Genomic DNA, 18,561 nt, shown 5'->3' with positions numbered 1-18,561 from the left:
CAGTAGAAAGCAGCGATACCGAACTCAAATTCAACGGCTTCTCTGCTTTCATTGATGAGCTAAGCCTACCGTTTTTAGACGAAGCGGAAATCGACTTTGTCACCGATAAAATGGGCTCACAGCTGACGCTGAAAGCACCGAATGCGAAAATGCGGAAAGTGGCCTCCGATGCGCCTTTGATGGAGCGTGTTGATTACGTGATTCAAAGCCAAGTCAACCCACAGCTTGCCAGCCATGGCGGCCATGTTAACTTGATTGAAATCACCGATGACGCCGTGGCGATTTTGCAATTCGGTGGCGGTTGTAATGGCTGCTCAATGGTAGACGTAACCTTAAAAGAAGGGATCGAAAAGCAGTTGCTGGCCGAGTTCAGCGGTGAGCTAAAGGGTGTGCGCGATGTGACCGAGCACGCGCGTGGCGATCACTCTTACTATTAAGACGCTGCCTTTCCATCGCAAAAACAGGCCAACTGGCCTGTTTTTTTGTTTATAGGTCTCAGTGCGTGACGTCAAAAAAGCTATCTCGTCGCCAGTGGTAAACAAAGCACACCGCGAGACTGAGCCCTCGTAGCGCCATAAAAGTAAGCATCGCTAACCACAGGGCGTGATTGCCCCAATCTTGCGCTAGCCACCATGCAGCAAAAAAGCCCGCGGTGGCGACGAACATCCCATTGCGCATGTCTTTACCCCGCGTCGCACCAATAAAGATACCATCGAGCAAAAAGCACCACATCGACACTAAAGGCATGGCCACTAGCCAAGGTAAATAACGCGCCGCTTGGTCACGCACCGCCTCGATGTCGGAAATCAGCGCAATGATGTGACGGCCTGCCACACCAAATGCCAGCGTGATAGCCAGGCAAATTACCAACGACCAAAACGTGCTACCTATCAATGACACCAACAACGCAGACTTGCTCTGCGCGCCAATCGCTCTACCCACCATTGCCTCCATCGCATAGGCAAAGCCGTCCATTGCAAAAGAAATCAACATCAGAAAACTCATCAGCACCGCATTGGCGGCCACAATGTCATCACCGAGTGTCGCCCCTTGGAAGGTCATAAAGGTAAACGCCAACTGCAAGCTAAGGCTGCGTAAAAAGATGTCTCGATTAAGCTTAAGCAAGCGGCTCATCCCAGTTAGCCCGCGCTCAAACACCGACCGAACGGTCGGTAACTGACGCGATTGCCAGATACCTTTGACAAAATAGAGCCCCAACATGAGGCCGAGATAATCGGCCGCCACACTCGCTGCAGCAGCTCCTTCGACTTTCATATCGAGACCCACCACAAACAGCAAATCAAGGACAATATTGGTACTGTTAACCATAATCAGCAGCCACATTGGCTGGCGCGCATTTTGCGCCCCCAGTAGCCAACCCATGATCACCAAGTTCATCAAGGTCGCCGGCGCACTAAAGATCCGAATGGAGAAGTACTGGCTCGCGTAATGTTTCACCTCGGCGCTGGCATCACTAAAGTGCATCACCCCCTCTAAAATAGGCACATGCAGTGCGATCAACAGTACAGCCAGCAAGCCCGCTAAGGACGCGCCACGCACAAAGGTGGCCGCCAGCTCACGGTTATCACTCGCGCCATAGGCTTGCGCGGTAAACCCGGTGGTCGCCATACGCAAAAAGCCCAACAGCCAAAAGGTCACATTTATCATGGTGCTGCCAACCGCCACACCACCTAAATACCATGCATGGTCTAAGTGGCCGATCACCGCGGCATCCACTAACCCTAACAGGGGGACGGTGATATTGGAGATCACCATAGGTAAAGCCAGCGATAAGACCCGCCAATGAAGCTCACGCTGAGTGAGAGACTGCCACATACTTCCTCGTTCTCAATATTGGACGCCACGCTATGCGTCAGGATGATGTATCATTTTTGATAAAGAACACGATTGCAGCGATAACCGGCAAGGTCAGCGGGTGGCCCTTATCGATGCAGCAGTGTACCATTGCGACAATCTAATCGACGAGCGGCCATTGCACTGCATCAGTTGCACTGCGCCAACTAGGCTCATCACCTCTGTAAATAAGGAAAGGTTATGCGTGTATTTTTTGCCTGTGTTCTGGCGGTATTGCTAGCGGGTTGCTCGAAAGTGACCAAGCAAAACTACGATCAGCTCGAAGTGGGCATGAGCTATGACGCGGTTGTGAGCCACATTGGCGAGCCTAGCCAATGCGACGACACCATGGGCTTAACCCACTGTGTGTGGGGCGGCGATGGTAAGCACATCAAAGTGTCTTTTGTCGCCGATAAAGCCACCGTACTGTCGGCGCAAGGGCTAAAGTAGGCCCTTAATAGCGCAACGCGTGGTCGGCAAGGAGCACCACAAAGGTCGCGAAGATATGCCATATCGAGAACTTAAAGGTCTGCCACGCGATGCCTTTTTGCGACTGGGTTTTCAGTCGCCAAGCGTAACCGACAAAGACCAGATTTAACGTGGTCGCCCCTACCAGATACAACCAACCACTCATCCCGGTCAGCCAAGGGAAAATGCCCACGATGACCAGCAGTAGGGTGTAAAGCAAGACCATAGTTTGGGTAAACCCTACCCCATGAGTGACAGGCAGCATCGGCACATCGGCTTTGGCATAATCATGGCGGCGATGTATCGCTAACGCCCAAAAGTGAGGCGGCGTCCAAGTAAAAATGATCATCACCAGCAGCAGCGCGTGGGCGTGAAGCTCTCCGGTGACCGCGGTCCATCCTAGCAAAGGCGGCATTGCACCCGCCAACCCGCCAATCACGATATTTTGCGGGGTCGCGGGTTTAAGCCACTGGGTATACACCAACGCATACCCGACTAGACTGGCAAACGTTAGCCAAGCCGTGAGCGGGTTCAGCCACCAACAGGCAATGAATCCCATCACCATCAGTATCACCGCAAAGGCCAACGCGGCGCCTTGACTCACTCGTCCCTCGGCAACGGGGCGATGGCGGGTGCGCTGCATTTTCGTGTCAATTTTCCAGTCGATAACGTGATTAAACACCGCCGCTGCGCTGGCTTGCGCACCAATGCCAAACAATCCCACCAGCACTGCCGACCAAGGTGGCCAGCCGGGAGTGGCTAAGCACATGCCCACCAACGCGGTGAGAAGCAACATAGCAACCACACGCGGTTTGGTTAGCTCGTAATAATCACGCCAATTGGCGCCAACCCGTGTCGAAACACTAGCGGTACGTTGAAACTGTGCCATCACGAGCTCCTTGAGATAGTGACGAGGAAAGAGATAAACGACGAGTGATCAGCAACGTAACCAACAGTGATAACCCCCCTAAGTTGTGTGCCACCGCCACACTCAGCGGCAGTAGCGCGACCACATTGGTCACCCCTAACGTAATCTGCATCGCCAGCACACCACTCACTGCCATTGCCAGCGCGCGCGCCCCTGCACGCCACAGCATCCATGCCCAAGCGAGCACTAATACAGTGACCACCATGGCGCCCAGACGGTGGGTGGCATGAATGGTCACCCGCTCGGCATGGTTCAGCACGCCAAATTGATAGGTTTCGCTAAGAGGACTGACGGGATGAAAAGCGGAGGGGGTGAAAAGCTGCCACCAAGGGCTCTCGCAGATAGGTAGCTGAGTGCAGACGGTGGCGGCATAGTTGGCGGAGGTCCAGCCGCCGAGACCGATTTGTACAATCACCGCGACCAAAGCCAACGTGCCCACACGGCGCGCCGATGACGACATCGAAAACACCGGCAATCGGAGCGCGCCTGTCGCCACCGCCAGCCAAACTAGCAAGCATACCGTGGTGAAACCACCGAGTAAGTGCGCCATCACCACCACCGGCATCAAACTTAAAGTCACGGTCCACATCCCTAGGGTGGCTTGCGCGATGACCACTACACTGAGCAAGGTGGTCAGTGGTCGTAAAGCCTGATAGTCAGGACGTCGCCAGCTGATCCACGCCAACGCAAAAATCGCCAGCCCTAAGGTGCCCGCCACGTAGCGGTGCAGCATTTCATTCCATGCTTTATTGATATCAAGCGGCGCATCAGGAAAACGCGACATGGCGACCGATTGCGCGCTTTCACTGGCCGGTACTGCCAAATGGCCATAGCATCCGGGCCAGTCTGGGCAGCCCAGCCCCGCTTCAGTGAGGCGGGTAAACGCGCCAAGCCCGACCACCAGCACGGCCAGTATCAGTGTCGATAAGACGGCGAGTTGGTAGCGACGTGTTGCCATAATCAGCCTACCTTCGATAATTTAAGAAGCCGTTTGAGATCGCGCAATAAGCCTTTACCTTGCGCCACCCACTTCGTTTTATCGTCACTGACCGGATAGGCCAGCACCACATTGTTCATCGGATCGCTAAGATAAATGGTATTTTTATCAAATGCTTGCTGCTGCCATGCCTGCGCCTGCTCCGTCGTCAGGGTTTGCCATGTCAGTACTTCTGGCGCGTTAGGGGTCGAGCTTGTCAGTGCCACGCTAGTGACCCGATCGCGCTCTTTGCCGACCGCAATCGGAATTTGTGTTAACTGAAACAGGGCTTGCTCACATACCGAATCACATTGCTCTGGCACCCGATAAATCAACCGCCACTGGCCTTGCTCAGGCAACCAATTCAAGGTCGCCGGCTCAGCGAGAAACTGTCCGTAATTAGTGACCCCTTTTTCATACCAGCTTTGCTCTAGCACCAATTTCGCCACCACCACAGGCAGGACAAAAATACCAATCAATGCTAGGAGCGTCATGCGTCCTTTCACACCGCTTCCCTCTGTTTTGTTTTGTACCACCAGATGCCCGCGCCAATACTGACTGCGAGCGCCATGAGTGCCCATTGCAAGGCATAGCCATAGTGTTTTACCGGTGGCATCACCACCGGCTGCCACACCGGCGTAATCCCCGCTTGCGCCAAGGCATCCCGACTCGGCGTGGTCACATCCATCAATGTTTCTGTCCGTATCAACCACTGCGTATTCAGCGTTGTCAGTTGGGCGTTAAGCGCTTGTAAATCAATGCGCTGAACCCGAGCGGGCCAGGCGTGCGATGCCGTTTCTTCCTTGAGTACCACCCGCTCAGAGGGTGTATCGACAAAGCCAGACAGCTGGTAGCGCGATGCCAACACGGGCACAGCCGGCAAGCGGCGCAATGCTGGCGCGGCCACCCAGCCCAATTCCACCAGCCACCATTGCGATGGCTGTTGGCTCGGCACAAAAGGAAGAAAAAGGCGATAGCCAACCTGACCTTGGTGGGTCTGATTATCCAGCCACACAGCAAATTCAGGGCGAAACTGGCCGTCGAGCGTCAACCGTTGGCCTTTTCGCACCATGCCTGAAAGTGAGTTGGGGGCTTGATTGGCATCAAACTGTGCCAAGTGTTGGGCTTTTTGCACGCCACGCGTCCATTGCCAATGACTTAACTTGACGAGTAGCGCGACCACAACCACAGTCAATATCAGAAACCCCATTCGCCGTCCTTGTTTCATGATTACCTATTGCGCTAAGGAGCGCTTATGCTGGTCAAAGCTATTCTGATTTGTTTGCTGATCTTTATTTTATTTAACTTATTTCGTGCCATTCCTGTCTTGCTCAATGGCGATCGCTCCGTGCCTTTATCTCGCTTTTTGGGCCGTCGCGTTTTATTTTCCGTCTGTATCTTCTTACTGCTTTTATTGGCGCTCTCAATGGGCTGGATTACCCCCAACCCACGCCCCTATTGATCTATAAGATGTATACAAAAACGAACAAGCATAACCACACCACATCAACAAAGTGCCAATACCAAGCACTGGCTTGAAAACCAAAGTGTTGTGTCGGCGTGAAGTGGCCGCGTAATACACGTAACCAAATCACAAACAACATGATGGTGCCTAATGTAACGTGTAGGCCATGAAACCCAGTTAATAAATAAAAGGTGTTGCCATAGACCCCAGAGTCGAGACGTAGATCCATTTCTTGGTAAGCATGGATATATTCTTCGCCCTGAAAAAACATAAACAATGCGCCTAATAACACCGTGGCCAATAGGAAGCTTTTAATTCGCCCCCGTTGATTTTTCTCCATCGCGGTATGGGCAATCTGGAGCGTCACTGAGGAGGTCAGGAGGATAAAGGTGTTTAACAGCGGTAACCCCATCGCGGGCATCGCGGTGGTTTCAATCCCGCCCGGGGTTAAAGTGAGTGGCCACTGAGCGACGAAGTCTGGCCACAATACCGCGGCCGTCATCGCATTGTTACTCGCGCCCCCCAGCCACGGAACGGCGATAAAGCGGGCATAAAAGAGCGCACCAAAAAAAGCGCCAAAAAACATCACTTCAGAGAAAATAAACCAACTCATTCCTTGGCGAAAAGAGCGGTCCATTTGGGCCGAGTACAGCCCTTGCATGGATTCGCGGATCACGTCGCGAAACCAACCGGTGAGCATAACCAAAATAAGTACGGTACCGGCCAGTAACAGCCAAGGGCCATTGCCACCAAATAAACCGCCCACCGTGGCACCTGCGCCAGCGGCAATCAAGAACAGCGCCACCGCACCAACAATCGGCCAAATACTCGCCGCAGGGACATAATAACGTTCAGGCGTCGCCATGAGCGCCTCCTTATTCCTTGGCGCTGGCGGTCACATCAAACAAGGTGTAGGCCAGCGTTAAGTGGTTAATGTCATCCGGCAGCTCAGGATCCACGTAAAACACGAGGGGCAAAGCCGCATCCTCGCCACGCGGTAAAGGCTGACGGTTAAAACAAAAGCATTCAATTTTGTTCAAGTATTGCGCGGCTATCCCAGGTGAGACCGAAGGCACCGCTTGGCCAATGGTGTCATAGCGCGCATTGTTGGTGGCTAGGTAGTTGATGGTATGGGTTTCACCGGGGTGTACCTGCATACGTTTAACTTGGGGCTCGAACGTCCAGCGCATCCCCGGGTTGATGTAGGCAATAAATTCAATGGTCACCAAGCGATCTTGGTCAATGCCCGCACTGGATGCGGCGGCCTCATTGTCGGTTTTGCCATTGATCCCAGTAACGTCACAGAACACGTCATACAAAGGCACTAAGGCAAACGCAAAGCCAAACATCGCGACTGCGAGCAGCAGTAAGCGGCGCACCGAGCGCGCAGACTCAGTGGCCATCGCGCACCTCCTTCAGATCTGGCGGTGTCTCAAAGGTGTGATACGGTGCGGGTGATGGCACTGTCCACTCCAGCCCTTCGGCACCCTCCCACGGCTTCGCCGCAGCAGGCTCACCGCCACGCGCGCATTTGATCACCACCGCGAGGAAAATAAGTTGCGACAAGCCAAAGGCAAAGCCACCGATGCTGACAATGGCGTTCACGTCCGCAAATTGCAGCGCATAATCGGGGATCCGGCGTGGCATCCCCGCCAGCCCCAGAAAGTGCATAGGGAAGAAAAGCACATTGACCGAAATCACCGAGCACCAAAAGTGCCACTTGGCCAAGGTTTCATTAAACATATGGCCAGTCCACTTGGGGAGCCAGTAGTAAGCCGCGGCCATAATCGAGAACACCGCCCCCGAAACCAGCACATAGTGGAAATGCGCCACCACAAAATAGGTATCGTGATACTGAAAATCGACCGGCGTGATCGCCAGCATCAAGCCCGAAAACCCGCCGATGGTGAACAACACAATAAAGGCAATTGCAAACAACATGGGTACTTCAAAGGTCAGGGATCCCCGCCACATGGTGGCGACCCAGTTAAAGACTTTCACCCCAGTCGGCACCGAGATCAGCATGGTGCAGAACATGAAAAACAATTCGGCAAACACAGGCATCCCAGTGGTGAACATATGGTGCGCCCATACCAAAAAGCTTAACCCCGCGATCGAGGCGGTGGCATACACCATCGAGCTATAGCCAAACAGGCGCTTACGTGAAAACGCGGGGACAATTGCCGAGATAATGCCAAAGCTGGGCAAAATCATGATGTAGACCTCGGGGTGACCAAAGAACCAGAAAATATGCTGGAACATCACAGGATCGCCGCCCCCCGCGGCATCAAAAAAGCTAGTGCCAAAGTATTTATCTGTCAGCACCATGGTGGCGGCCCCTGCCAATACCGGCATCACCGCAATCAACAAAAAGGCAGTGATCAGCCACGTCCAAACAAACAGCGGCATTTTCATGTAGGTCATGCCCGGCGCACGCATATTGGTGATGGTGACAATCACATTGATGGCGCCCATGATTGAGCTGATCCCCATGATATGCAGGGCGAAGACAAACAGGCCGGTACTGTCTGGGCTATAAGTGGTCGACAGCGGTGCGTAAAACGTCCAGCCAAAGTTAGGGCCGCCGCCTTCCATAAACAAGGAACCAATAAGCAGTAAGAACGCGAACGGCAGGATCCAAAAGCTCCAGTTATTCATTCGTGGCAGCGCCATGTCCGGCGCCCCTATCATCATCGGCACCATCCAGTTAGCCAAACCGGTAAACGCGGGCATCACCGCGCCAAACACCATGATCAGGCCGTGTACTGTAGTCATTTGGTTGAAAAAGTTAGGCTCAACCAGTTGCAGGCCGGGCTGGAAAAGCTCAGCACGAATAACCATCGCCATCGCCCCACCCAGTAAAAACATGGTGAAGCTAAAAATCAGATACATGGAGCCAATATCTTTGTGGTTGGTGGTCAACACCCAACGCATGATCCCACGCGGTTTGTGGTGATGATCGTCATGCAAGGTATCTGGGGTAGTATCTGTCATCACACGCTCCTAAAGATCTTCACCTGACTTCACCGCGTTGATTTGCGCAGCTTGTACGGTATCACCGGTGTCATTGCCCCACGCATTGCGCTCATAAGTCACCACCGCCGCCAATTCTTTGAGCGACAGTTGCGGACCAAACGCTTGCATGGCGGTGCCTGCTTTGCCGTTGACGACAATATCAATATGATCGACCAACCTATCCGGCTGAATGGCAATCTCAGCGCCGGCCAACGCGGGGAACACGCCCGGCATCCCTTGTCCTTCGCTTTGGTGACACATGCCACAGCGGCTGTCATACACTTGCTTGCCAAGCGCCATCAGCTCATCCATCGGCATTTCCATGTCCAGCAAGCGTTGCTCCTCTTCGCGCGCTTTTTGCTGTGCTAGCGCCGTTTTTTGCACCCAAGTATCAAATTCCTCTTGAGGCTTGGCGATCACCACAATCGGCATAAAGCCGTGGTCTTTACCGCACAGCTCTGCACATTGGCCGCGATAAATGCCGGGCTTATCAATTTTGGTCCACGCCTCATTAATAAAACCGGGGTTAGCGTCTTTCTTCACCGCAAAGGCGGGCACCCACCACGAATGAATCACATCTTGTGAGGTGATTAAAAAGCGCACCTTGCGCCCAACTGGCAACACCAGAGGCTGATCGACCTCGAGTAAATAGGTGTCACGCTTTTGTCTTTCATTGCGGATTTGTTCGGGGCTGGAGGCAAGCAGAGAAAAAAAGGCAACGTCATGGTCAAAATAGCGGTAATGCCACTTCCATTGTGAGCCCGTTACCTGCACCGTCAGGTCCGGCTCGGTGGTGTCTTCCATATCGAGTAACACTTGGGTGGCCGGAATCGCCATACCCACCAAAATCAAAAACGGCACGAGCGTCCACGCAATTTCTACCTTGGTGCTTTCATGGAATGAGGCGGGTTTAGCGCCTTTGGATTTACGATGGCGGATAATGGCCCAAAACATCACCCCGAACACCAGCACGCCAATCGCAACGCAGATATAAAAGATGGTCATGTGCAGGTCATACACCTGCTGACTGATGGCCGTGACCCCTTGGGTGAGGTTCCAACCTTCTCGTTCTGCAGCATGCACACCCACTGCAGGAAGGAGCATTGTTCCTATCAAAAGTAGTAATCGGCGCCTCAACACGGCTTCCTCCTGCCTCACTCATGATTGACGCTGGCGAGAATATGCACAGATACAATCACTAACGATAGTTAACGTTTTATTTACAATTAAGTTAGGCAAGGATGACGAAAAGGACAAAGAATCGAGGCGAAAAAGATCATAAAGCCAGACACGTGCCCACCTTGTGTGAGCACGACGGCAGAAAAGCGATAGCGCGAAAAGCTATAACTCGATATGAAGGACAACAGGCGTGAAACGGAGACGATAGCGTGGCATGGCCGCTAATGCACGTTGCCACAACCGCCAACGGGGACAGGGTTTATCGAGCGGTGATTTTTCTTCTACACGGCACGCCCACGGCAACGCGTTCACGATCGCCATTCTCGGGTCGGCAAAACCATGTTGGTACTGTTCGCAGCCCAGCTTTTGTCCCATGCGAGTATGACATTTGTCCCCCGCCAGCACTAAACATGCTTCCATTTGCGGAAAGTGGCGGCTGATATGATGGCAAAAGGCTGAAATTTCGCGGTTACTGCACTCCAGTAAGGCTTGGTCACAAATTAGCATGGTGGGGTGACCGGCAGGTACCGCTAACTGATCCAGCCAATCAAGCTGCTTGACCGAGCCCTGCATCATCCGAAACCGTTCACTGGTATGAAAGAGTCGCTCACGCCAGAGTAAGGTTTCGTCGACATCTACCTCTAGCCAACGGCAACGGCCATTGTCGAGACGGTAAAAACGGGTATCGAGTCCGCCTCCCACGTTGATAATCCACGCGGTGGGATGCTGGGCTAAGAATTGTTTTACAATCGCATCACATTGACTGGTAAGCGTGGCATAAAGCAACTGGGTTTGATCCAAGTTGTGCCAATCACATTCGGGCTGGAGAACACATCCCTGACAGGCTGCAGCCGCCACCGGATCGTAAATCACCCCATCATCGGTAAGGCTCTCACGGCTGCGCAGCCACATCGGCTTAAATAGCTTGCTAGGAACAGAATGCTGTTGAGTACGCACGGACACCTCCACATACGATAATTATAGATGATAATAATTATCGTTTGCTTGAGCAATAATGCAAAGGTGTTTTTTTAACCGCGGTCAAATCACGGGCGAGCGACGCCCGTGCCAGAAACCTATTACATCCAATCGGCGTTACGGATCACACCCACAGCCACGCCTTCAATGGTCAGTGATTGTGCGGTTAAATCCACCGAGATCGGCATAAATTCGTCATTTTCAGCGTGCAATACCACTTGCGCGCCTTTTTTCTCAAGACGCTTCACGGTCACATCGTCATCAACGCGAGCGACAACGACTTGGCCATTGTGCACATCTTGGGTCTTGTGTACCGCCAGTAGATCGCCATCTAGGATACCGATGTCTTTCATGCTCATGCCATTGACGCGTAATAAAAAGTCAGCGCGCGGTTTGAACAAGGCAGGGTCAACTTGGTAATGACTTTCGACATGCTCTTGCGCCAATATCGGCTCACCAGCCGCCACGCGACCAATCAGCGGCAAACCTTGATCTTCTGGGGCGACCACTTCTTCTTCGCAAATCAAACGAATGCCTCGTGACGCGCCGGGAATAATCTCCAGCACCCCTTTACGGGCTAAGGCTTTTAGATGCTCTTCCGCCGCGTTCGCGGAACGAAAACCCAACTGACGAGCAATCTCGGCACGGGTCGGCGGCATCCCTGTCTCTTCGATATGGGCTTTGATTAAATCAAAAACCTGCTGTTGTCTCGCGGTTAACGGCTTCATGCTCTTACCTGTCTTTTTATACAGTTAACTGTGAGTATATCCAGTAATTAAATGCTTGAAAAGGCCTAATTCGCGCAGCGAGAAGCGGATCTCATTGTGGCTTGAAACGGCGGGTTAGCGTAATTTCCCGACCTTTCGTTGCGAGTTCGCCGTACTTTTCTGCTATCCTTGGCGCGCATTTTGATTTTGAGGCGCTAACCGTTATGGCTCTCTGGCAAAAACTCTATTATAAGCTATTGAATTTGCCGCTCTCTGCATGGGTAAAAACCCACTGTATTCCATCCGAACCAATTGAGCAGCTCAATCTATCGTTAACACGGCCCATCGTCTATGTGCTGCCGTTTCACTCCCACACGGATTTGCTAACCCTCAGGCGTACCTGTTTGCGTCAAGGGCTACCTGATCCGTTAAAGCCCCTTACCATTGGGGATACTACTTTGCCGCGCTACGTGTTTATTAGCCACGGCCGTAAGGTATTTAGTGGTCAGCAAGATTTACCCGCCCGTTCCTTGGCGCATTTTAAAGATTTACTTAATCTTCATCGTCAAGACAGTGAGCTAGATATTCAGCTCGTCCCCGCCTCGGTGCTGTGGCAACGGGACCCGGGCAACGAAACGCAGCGCGATCAAGCGATTTTGCGCGCCATGAACGGCCCTGAGAAACTGTGGACGATTCTGACCCGTGGCCGTGATGGCATGGTGCGTATCAGCCAAGCAGTATCGCTACGCTATATGGCCGACAAGCACGGCACCGACCAAGCGATCGCGCATAAACTCGCGCGGGTGGCGATGATCCACTTCTCGCGTCAAAAACTCGCTGCCTCGGGACCTCGCCTCCCGAATCGCGCCTTACTCTTTAAGCGTCTGCTGTCCTCGAAAGCGATCGACAAAGTGGTTCACGATGAAGCGCAAAGCCGCAATGTCTCGGTTGAGAAAGTGCGCAAAGAAGCGGTCGATATGATGGAAGAGATCGCCGCCAACTTCTCCTATCGCTTGATTCGCTATAGTGATCGCCTACTGACTTGGTTGTGGAACAAGCTATACCAAGGCATCAATGTCAATAACGCCGAGCGCGTGCGTCAGTTGGCGCAAGACGGCCATGAAATTGTCTATGTGCCCTGCCACCGCTCACACATGGACTACTTGTTGCTGTCATATGTGCTGTATAAAGAAGGATTGGTACCGCCGCATATTGCCGCCGGCGTAAACCTTAACTTCTTCCCGGCTGGGCCCTTATTCCGCCGTGGTGGCGCTTTCTTTATTCGTCGCAGCTTTAAAGGCAACCGCCTGTATTCCACCGTTTTCCGTGAATACCTGGCAGAGTTATTTGCCCGCGGCTATTCGGTCGAGTACTTCTCCGAGGGCGGCCGCTCACGCACAGGTCGCTTGCTACCGGCGAAAACGGGGATGCTTGCCATGACCTTGCAAGCCATGCTTCGCGGTCAACAACGCCCAATCACCTTGGTGCCCGTCTATATTGGCTACGAGCACGTGATGGAGGTCAGCACCTACGCCAAAGAGCTGCAAGGCCAACGCAAAGAGAAAGAGAGCTTTGGTCAAGTGGTAGGCATTGTGCGCAAGCTGCGTAACTACGGACTGGGGTACGTCAACTTTGGCGAGCCTATTCCACTGAACCAACACCTAAACGACAAGGTGCCGGACTGGCATGATTACATCAATCCGATCGAGCCGCAGAAACCCGCTTGGATGAACCCAGTGGTCAATGACTTGGCTGAAAAAGTGATGACTCGGATTAACGATGCGGCCGCCACTAATGCCCTGACCCTTTGTGCCACCGCGCTGCTGGCCTCACGTCAACGTGCCTTAAGCCGCGAGGCATTGGAGACCCAACTGGCGGTGTATCAACAGCTGCTTACACAAGCGCCGTATTCGGCCTGTTGCAGTGTGCCGCAAGACAGTCCCGCAGACTTAGTCGACCATGCGTTGTCACTGAATAAGTTTGTGGTCGAGAAAGACACCATGGGCGATGTGATCTCGCTGAACCGTCAGCAAGCGATTTTGATGACCTATTATCGCAACAACGTGATCCATTTGGTGGCGCTGCCTTCATTGATTGCGCAGATCCTGATCACCCACAAAACCATCAGCCAAAGTGGCTTACGCGCCTGCGTGCAGCAGCTTTATCCGCTGCTCAAAGCCGAGCTGTTTATGAGTTTTGACCAAGCCAGCTTAGATAGCTACTTTGATGCGCTATTGCATGCCATGCAGTCACAGTCGCTGATTTGTTGTAACGACGATAAAGTGACCATGAACAATGCCAAGCTGGGTGAGTTGCAATTGCTGGGGCGTACCATCGTCGAAACCTTGCAACGCTATGCAATTACGTTGACCTTGTACACCCACCAGCCGCATATTGAAAAGCGTGATCTGGAAAAACACAGCCAAATGTTGGCACAGCGTTTAAGCCGCCTACACGGGATCAACGCGCCGGAGTTTTTTGATAAAGGCGTGTTCAGTACCTTTGTGGATACGCTCCGTGAGCAAGGCTATCTCGATGATGATGCCAAAGCTAATGCTGAGCGCATCCAAGCACTGAATGATTTGGTATGCGGGCTGATTTCACCGGAAGTCCAGCTCACCATTCAGGCCGTGCTGAACCAGCCACTGACGGGCCGCGCAGAAAACACCGAGTCCGACAGCGGGCAATAAGCATCCGATATTGAGCACTAAAAAAGGCGCATGATGCGCCTTTTTTATGTGTCAGGGTCAGTGATTGCTTAGAGGTATACGCCCGCTAAGACGCCCAGAAAAATCACCAAACCCACATGGTTATTGTTCATAAATGCCTGAAAGCAAGGCATTCTTTCTCGCTCACGCACTAAATACTGCTGGTAAACAAACAACGCGAACGCGGCCAGCAAGCTCCAATGAAAGCCTGCCGATAGGGCCAGCCAATTCCCCACTAACATCAGCAGTAACAGTGTCGATAATTGCAAACCACCAATCGCCGCTTTGTCCCAACGGCCAAATAAAATGGCGGTCGATTTCACCCCGATCTTCAAATCATCATCTCGGTCGACCATGGCATAAAGGGTGTCGTAGGCAATGATCCAACAGTTATTTGCCATAAACAAAAGCCACGCAACGGGAGGAATGGTGTCTTGTACGGCGGCAAATCCCATCGGGATCCCCCAACTAAACGCCAGCCCCAATACCAATTGAGGAAGATGGGTATAACGCTTCATAAAGGGATAGACAAACGCCAAGGCGACACCGACAAAGGACAGTTGAATGGTCAACAGGTTTTGCGTTAATACCAGCGCAAACGAGGCGAGAACCAAGCCAAAAAAGAGCGCCAGCGCCTCTTTTTCGCTAATACGTCCAGACGGCAGTGGCCTGTCCTTGGTGCGTTTAACATGGCCATCAAAATGACGGTCCGCATAGTCATTAATCACGCATCCGGCGGCACGCATCATGTATACGCCCAATACAAAAACCGCCAACACATCGAAGGGCGGTAGACCGTCGGCAGCCAAAAATAAGGCCCACAAGGTTGGCCATAAAAATAATAAGGTCCCAATCGGGCGGTCAAGACGGGCCAGTTGAGCCAGCGCCACTAACTTAGGGCTCATGCGGGGATCTCCTTTCCGTACATGGGCGAATCAGGTAAAAACAATTCCGCCACCAACATCGGACGGTTATGTAGCCAAAGCCGCGAGCGACGCGCCTGAAGGCCACCCGTTGGCATCGCTACTTCCGCCACTTCAATCGCATCACGGCGCGATGCGCGCTGTTTAAAGACATGCTGACCTAACGGCACGGCGCCTAGGGCGTTCAAGTAACCGCCTTGTCCTTCAAGCGTGGAAGCGGGCAACAGCGTGCGCCCACAAACCCATGCGTGGCCGTCTCCCTTTAAGATCACTTCACGCACCACGCACGCCTCGTGACCGATTAATGCCACTTCATCCGTGGTCAGTTTATCCGGCGTCAGTTGATACACGTTGACCACATCCACATCAAAGCGCTGACAGTGGCGCTTGAGTCGAGCCGTCATCGAATGCGATTCGAGTAACCAACTCCCATGTTGAGAGCGTTTTAACGCGGCGATATCTGGTCGTTCCCAGCGCGCTTGTTTCAGCGCCGCCAAATAGGTTTGATTTAAATCCGACATTGTTTCCTGTGCCACATCGCGCAAAATTCGCCCGCTTCATCCCCTCGGTGGCTTACAATATTGCTATACTCGGCTGGCAATTGTAGCAAGCCAGTCCCGATTGGAGAATGCAGGGCGGCCTAACCCTATCATATGAGCAACTGAATTGCTGGGTGGATATGAGAAAGATTCAAACCTTATGGATGGCCTTGGTCGGCCTATTATTACTGACCAGCTCGGCCGTGTTCGCTGAAGCAGAGGGTGATGGACAAGCGCCCAAATACAGCTACTTTTCCCTAGAGCCTGAGATCACCACCAACTATGTCACTGAGGGGAGCCGGCTCGGCTTTATCAATGTCAAAGTGGAGCTGATGGTCGATGACCCGAAACTGGTGCGAGAGCTGGAATACCATGCGCCGCTGATCCGTGATGCCATCATCGAGACCTTGAGTCAGCAAACCGTCACCAAGATAAAATCGCTATCCGGTCGAGAAGCAATCCGTAAAGCCTGCCTAGAGCGCGTCAATGAGCTCTTATTAGCAGAAACCAATCGACGCATTCTCGCCGATCTCTTGTTTACCAAGTACCTATACCAATAAGCGATCGTTATCCGCTACGCGGATAACGCATCTTGCTCAGCATCACTGGGCACCACTTCAAGGTGGCCACCTTGCGCTAACAGCATATCGCGCACATTGCTCGGTGGCTCGGCATCGGTAAAGACCATATCGAGTTGGGTAATGTTGCCAAGATTCACCATGGCATTACGACCAAACTTGGTATGGTCGGCAGCTAGCATCACACAGCGGCTGTTATCTAGAATCGCTTTTTTGACACGTACCTCGTGGTAGTCAAAATCGAGCAGCGACCCATCATCATCAATGCCACTGATCCCCAAAATGCCGAAGTCGAGGCGGAACTGGGAGATAAAATCGAGGGTAGCTTCACCCACAATACCCCCGTCACGGTTGCGCACTTCGCCCCCTGCAATAATCAGGGTGAAATCCTGCTTGGGCATTAAGATAGCAGCGGCATTTAAGTTATTGGTCACCACCCGTAAGTTATGGTGATTGAGTAACGCGCGCGCGACCGCCTCCGGTGTGGTGCCGATATCAATAAACAAGGTCGCACCATCCGGAATGTGCTTCACCAAAGCTTGAGCAATGGTGTCTTTTTCGTGCTGCTGTAAGACCTTACGCGTTGCATACGCGGTGTTTTCCGAACTCGACGGTACTGTCGCCCCACCGTGATGGCGGCGAATGTGGTTCTCTGCGGCCAATTCATTGAGATCGCGTCGAATCGTTTGCGGGCTGACATTGAAGCGCTCAACCAAGTCTTCCGTGCTCACGTATCCTTGTGACTTAACCAGATCAATGATTTGCTGATGACGTTTGTTTTGCTTCACTGCATCTCCCCTTACAAAAAGCCCCCGCGGTCACGGGGGCTTTCTAGTTTACTCATTGCCTATGGGCAATGCCAAGACTGATTGTTTAGGCAGCATGTGCCGGTGACTCACGACGCACGCGGCTCTCACCTACCCATGCTAAGCATAGGAAGAAAATCGCCAAGATACAGCCGCCGGTAAGGAGCATAAAGCCACCGTCCCAACCAAAGTGATCCACGGTATAACCCAATGCAATATTGGCCACCACTGCTCCACCGAGGTAACCGAATAGTCCGGTTAAACCTGCCGCCGTACCGGCCGCTTTTTTCGGTGCAAGCTCAAGCGCATATAAGCCAATCAGCATCACAGGACCATAAATCAAGAAGCCAATCGCCACCAACGCGACCATATCGACGCCCGGATTACCCGCAGGGTTAAACCAATAGACTAATACCGCCAAGGTGACTAAGACCATGAACAGCACACCCGCCGGCGCACGTGCCCCTTTGAAGAACTTATCTGACATCCAACCACACAGCAGTGTGCCCGGAATCCCCGCCCACTCGTAGAGGAAGTAAGCCCATGAGGACTTATCGACGGTAAAGCCTTTGGCTTCATCCAGATACACAGGTGCCCAGTCCAATACGCCATAGCGAATCAAGTAGACAAAGGCGTTAGCAATCGCGATGTACCACAAAAGACGGTTTTTCAGTACATACGTCACGAAGATATCTTTGGCGGTCATTTCCTTCTCAAAGGCTTCTTCGTCGTAGTTTTCTGGATAGTCGTTTTTGTATTCTTCAATCGGTGGCAAACCACATGATTGCGGGGTATCGCGTAGGGTTAACCAGATGAATACCGCGACCAAGGCTGCAAAAAACGCCGGGACATAGAAAGAGGCACGCCAGTCGTCATTGAACAGCCATAGGCCAAGCAAGAATAGCGGACCAATCAAGCCGCCCCCCACGTTATGCGCCACGTTCCAAACAGACACCAACTCACCACGCTCGCGGCGTGACCACCAGTGCACCATGGTACGCCCGCAAGCCGGCCAGCCCATGCCTTGCACCCAACCGTTAATAAACAGCAGGATAAACATGATGGTAATACTGCTGGTTGCCCACGGCATAAAGCCAAAGCAGAACATCACCAACGATGACATTAATAGGCCAGCACTTAAGAAGTAGCGAGGGTTAGAGCGGTCAGACACGCTGCCCATGAGGAACTTGGACAGACCGTAAGCGATCGAGACAGCAGCTAATGCAAAGCCAAGATCGCCGCGGCTAAAACCATATTCTTCAATAAGAAATGGCATCGCCAAGCTGAAGTTTTTACGCACTAGGTAGTAACCGGCATAACCGATGAAAATACCAATAAACAATTGCCAACGCAGTCGGGTGTAGGTTGAGCCGACTTGCGATTCTGGCAATCTTTGCCGGTGAGGTGCCGGACGAAAGATTCCAAACATGAGAGGGT

The 18,561-nt window shown here is 52.6% G+C and carries 20 protein-coding genes; 5 read left to right on the top strand and 15 right to left on the bottom strand.

The window, feature by feature from the left end; translation table 11 throughout:
* Positions 1-437, top strand: a 437-nt coding sequence (gene nfuA / locus BZJ17_RS17365) for a Fe-S biogenesis protein NfuA (protein ID WP_241836752.1), incomplete at its 5' end; no start/stop codon positions are given.
* Positions 438-495: 58 nt separating this feature from the next.
* Here the strand turns inward: nfuA and dinF are convergent.
* Positions 496-1,836, bottom strand: a complete 1,341-nt coding sequence (dinF, locus tag BZJ17_RS03815) for an MATE family efflux transporter DinF (RefSeq protein ID WP_077639826.1) — start codon at positions 1,834-1,836, stop codon at positions 496-498.
* Between the two features lie 219 nt (positions 1,837-2,055).
* Between dinF and BZJ17_RS03810 the strand changes: the two genes are divergently transcribed.
* A complete protein-coding gene (locus tag BZJ17_RS03810; RefSeq protein ID WP_069589015.1) occupies positions 2,056-2,304 on the top strand; it encodes a DUF3862 domain-containing protein in 249 nt (82 codons plus the stop codon).
* A 4-nt stretch (positions 2,305-2,308) separates the two neighbouring features.
* On the opposite strand, the gene cyoE is transcribed toward BZJ17_RS03810, so the two are convergent.
* From cyoE to BZJ17_RS03790, 4 genes are read right to left on the bottom strand one after another with little or no spacing between them, the layout of a single operon-like run.
* Complete coding sequence (cyoE, locus tag BZJ17_RS03805; RefSeq protein WP_077455022.1) at positions 2,309-3,211, bottom strand: heme o synthase; 903 nt, start codon at positions 3,209-3,211, stop codon at positions 2,309-2,311.
* On the bottom strand, positions 3,186-4,208 hold the full coding sequence (locus BZJ17_RS03800; RefSeq protein WP_077639825.1) for a COX15/CtaA family protein: 1,023 nt from the start codon (positions 4,206-4,208) through the stop codon (positions 3,186-3,188). Before BZJ17_RS03800 ends, cyoE begins: the two co-directional genes overlap by 26 nt.
* A 2-nt stretch (positions 4,209-4,210) precedes the next feature.
* Positions 4,211-4,720, bottom strand: coding sequence for a hypothetical protein (locus BZJ17_RS03795; RefSeq protein ID WP_241836751.1), 510 nt, complete (start codon positions 4,718-4,720; stop codon positions 4,211-4,213).
* Between the two features lie 8 nt (positions 4,721-4,728).
* Entirely contained in the window at positions 4,729-5,436 is a 708-nt protein-coding gene (locus BZJ17_RS03790) for an SURF1 family protein (RefSeq protein ID WP_157893154.1), read from the bottom strand.
* 45 nt (positions 5,437-5,481) lie between these two features.
* On the opposite strand from BZJ17_RS03790, the gene BZJ17_RS03785 reads away from it, so the two are divergent.
* A complete protein-coding gene (locus BZJ17_RS03785) occupies positions 5,482-5,688 on the top strand; it encodes a DUF2909 family protein (protein ID WP_077455019.1) in 207 nt (68 codons plus the stop codon).
* Position 5,689: 1 nt separating this feature from the next.
* On the opposite strand, the gene BZJ17_RS03780 is transcribed toward BZJ17_RS03785, so the two are convergent.
* The 6 genes from BZJ17_RS03780 to lexA all read right to left on the bottom strand — a co-directional run bounded on the left by BZJ17_RS03780 (position 5,690) and on the right by lexA (position 11,591).
* Positions 5,690-6,556 carry a cytochrome c oxidase subunit 3 gene (locus tag BZJ17_RS03780; protein WP_077455018.1) on the bottom strand — a complete coding sequence of 289 codons (867 nt, stop codon included), beginning with the start codon at positions 6,554-6,556 and terminating at the stop codon, positions 5,690-5,692.
* A gap of 10 nt (positions 6,557-6,566) precedes the next feature.
* Positions 6,567-7,094, bottom strand: coding sequence for a cytochrome c oxidase assembly protein (locus BZJ17_RS03775; protein ID WP_077639822.1), 528 nt, complete (start codon positions 7,092-7,094; stop codon positions 6,567-6,569).
* Positions 7,084-8,685, bottom strand: coding sequence for a cytochrome c oxidase subunit I (gene ctaD, locus BZJ17_RS03770; protein ID WP_077480941.1), 1,602 nt, complete (start codon positions 8,683-8,685; stop codon positions 7,084-7,086). Before ctaD ends, BZJ17_RS03775 begins: the two co-directional genes overlap by 11 nt.
* Before the next feature lie 9 nt (positions 8,686-8,694).
* The gene (gene coxB, locus BZJ17_RS03765) at positions 8,695-9,810 is read right to left on the bottom strand and encodes a cytochrome c oxidase subunit II (RefSeq protein WP_077639821.1); all 1,116 of its coding nucleotides are present in this window, start codon (positions 9,808-9,810) and stop codon (positions 8,695-8,697) included.
* A 237-nt stretch (positions 9,811-10,047) separates the two neighbouring features.
* Entirely contained in the window at positions 10,048-10,842 is a 795-nt protein-coding gene (locus BZJ17_RS03760; protein WP_347230975.1) for a class I SAM-dependent methyltransferase, read from the bottom strand.
* Positions 10,843-10,964: 122 nt separating this feature from the next.
* The gene (lexA, locus tag BZJ17_RS03755; protein ID WP_069589035.1) at positions 10,965-11,591 is read right to left on the bottom strand and encodes a transcriptional repressor LexA; all 627 of its coding nucleotides are present in this window, start codon (positions 11,589-11,591) and stop codon (positions 10,965-10,967) included.
* 203 nt (positions 11,592-11,794) lie between these two features.
* Here lexA and plsB point away from each other — a divergent pair, with 203 nt between their 5' ends.
* A complete protein-coding gene (plsB, locus tag BZJ17_RS03750) occupies positions 11,795-14,260 on the top strand; it encodes a glycerol-3-phosphate 1-O-acyltransferase PlsB (protein ID WP_077639820.1) in 2,466 nt (821 codons plus the stop codon).
* Positions 14,261-14,328: 68 nt separating this feature from the next.
* Here plsB and ubiA read toward each other — a convergent pair whose 3' ends face one another.
* A complete protein-coding gene (gene ubiA, locus BZJ17_RS03745) occupies positions 14,329-15,183 on the bottom strand; it encodes a 4-hydroxybenzoate octaprenyltransferase (protein ID WP_077639819.1) in 855 nt (284 codons plus the stop codon).
* Complete coding sequence (locus BZJ17_RS03740) at positions 15,180-15,722, bottom strand: chorismate lyase (protein WP_077455005.1); 543 nt, start codon at positions 15,720-15,722, stop codon at positions 15,180-15,182. Before BZJ17_RS03740 ends, ubiA begins: the two co-directional genes overlap by 4 nt.
* A gap of 158 nt (positions 15,723-15,880) precedes the next feature.
* Between BZJ17_RS03740 and BZJ17_RS03735 the strand changes: the two genes are divergently transcribed.
* Positions 15,881-16,300: a flagellar basal body-associated protein FliL gene (locus BZJ17_RS03735; protein WP_069589058.1), complete on the top strand. Its 420-nt coding sequence runs from the start codon at positions 15,881-15,883 to the stop codon at positions 16,298-16,300.
* Positions 16,301-16,314: 14 nt separating this feature from the next.
* Here the strand turns inward: BZJ17_RS03735 and BZJ17_RS03730 are convergent, their stop codons facing one another.
* Both BZJ17_RS03730 and glpT read right to left on the bottom strand, forming a co-directional pair.
* Positions 16,315-17,106, bottom strand: coding sequence for a DeoR/GlpR family transcriptional regulator (locus tag BZJ17_RS03730; RefSeq protein WP_077480948.1), 792 nt, complete (start codon positions 17,104-17,106; stop codon positions 16,315-16,317).
* 85 nt (positions 17,107-17,191) lie between these two features.
* A complete protein-coding gene (gene glpT / locus BZJ17_RS03725) occupies positions 17,192-18,553 on the bottom strand; it encodes a glycerol-3-phosphate transporter (protein ID WP_077639818.1) in 1,362 nt (453 codons plus the stop codon).
* Between the last annotated feature and the right edge of the window lie 8 nt (positions 18,554-18,561).

It is taken from the genome of Salinivibrio sp. IB574 (assembly GCF_001996205.1).
Classification (GTDB): Bacteria; Pseudomonadota; Gammaproteobacteria; order Enterobacterales; family Vibrionaceae; genus Salinivibrio; species Salinivibrio proteolyticus.
The sequence above is the reverse complement of the archived record's forward strand: the minus strand, read 5'-3'. Positions and strand labels throughout refer to the sequence as shown.

What these genes read in the sequence shown, in the direction of transcription:
- dinF (WP_077639826.1), bottom strand. Translation starts at nt 1,836, where the DNA reads ATGTGGCAGTCTCTCACTCAGCGTGAGCTTCATTGGCGGGTCTTATCG.
- BZJ17_RS03810 (WP_069589015.1), top strand. Translation starts at nt 2,056, where the DNA reads ATGCGTGTATTTTTTGCCTGTGTTCTGGCGGTATTGCTAGCGGGTTGC.
- cyoE (WP_077455022.1), bottom strand. Translation starts at nt 3,211, where the DNA reads ATGGCACAGTTTCAACGTACCGCTAGTGTTTCGACACGGGTTGGCGCC.
- BZJ17_RS03800 (WP_077639825.1), bottom strand. Translation starts at nt 4,208, where the DNA reads ATGGCAACACGTCGCTACCAACTCGCCGTCTTATCGACACTGATACTG.
- BZJ17_RS03795 (WP_241836751.1), bottom strand. Translation starts at nt 4,720, where the DNA reads ATGACGCTCCTAGCATTGATTGGTATTTTTGTCCTGCCTGTGGTGGTG.
- BZJ17_RS03790 (WP_157893154.1), bottom strand. Translation starts at nt 5,436, where the DNA reads ATGGGGTTTCTGATATTGACTGTGGTTGTGGTCGCGCTACTCGTCAAG.
- BZJ17_RS03785 (WP_077455019.1), top strand. Translation starts at nt 5,482, where the DNA reads ATGCTGGTCAAAGCTATTCTGATTTGTTTGCTGATCTTTATTTTATTT.
- BZJ17_RS03780 (WP_077455018.1), bottom strand. Translation starts at nt 6,556, where the DNA reads ATGGCGACGCCTGAACGTTATTATGTCCCTGCGGCGAGTATTTGGCCG.
- BZJ17_RS03775 (WP_077639822.1), bottom strand. Translation starts at nt 7,094, where the DNA reads ATGGCCACTGAGTCTGCGCGCTCGGTGCGCCGCTTACTGCTGCTCGCA.
- ctaD (WP_077480941.1), bottom strand. Translation starts at nt 8,685, where the DNA reads ATGACAGATACTACCCCAGATACCTTGCATGACGATCATCACCACAAA.
- coxB (WP_077639821.1), bottom strand. Translation starts at nt 9,810, where the DNA reads ATGCTCCTTCCTGCAGTGGGTGTGCATGCTGCAGAACGAGAAGGTTGG.
- lexA (WP_069589035.1), bottom strand. Translation starts at nt 11,591, where the DNA reads ATGAAGCCGTTAACCGCGAGACAACAGCAGGTTTTTGATTTAATCAAA.
- plsB (WP_077639820.1), top strand. Translation starts at nt 11,795, where the DNA reads ATGGCTCTCTGGCAAAAACTCTATTATAAGCTATTGAATTTGCCGCTC.
- ubiA (WP_077639819.1), bottom strand. Translation starts at nt 15,183, where the DNA reads ATGAGCCCTAAGTTAGTGGCGCTGGCTCAACTGGCCCGTCTTGACCGC.
- BZJ17_RS03740 (WP_077455005.1), bottom strand. Translation starts at nt 15,722, where the DNA reads ATGTCGGATTTAAATCAAACCTATTTGGCGGCGCTGAAACAAGCGCGC.
- BZJ17_RS03735 (WP_069589058.1), top strand. Translation starts at nt 15,881, where the DNA reads ATGAGAAAGATTCAAACCTTATGGATGGCCTTGGTCGGCCTATTATTA.
- glpT (WP_077639818.1), bottom strand. Translation starts at nt 18,553, where the DNA reads ATGTTTGGAATCTTTCGTCCGGCACCTCACCGGCAAAGATTGCCAGAA.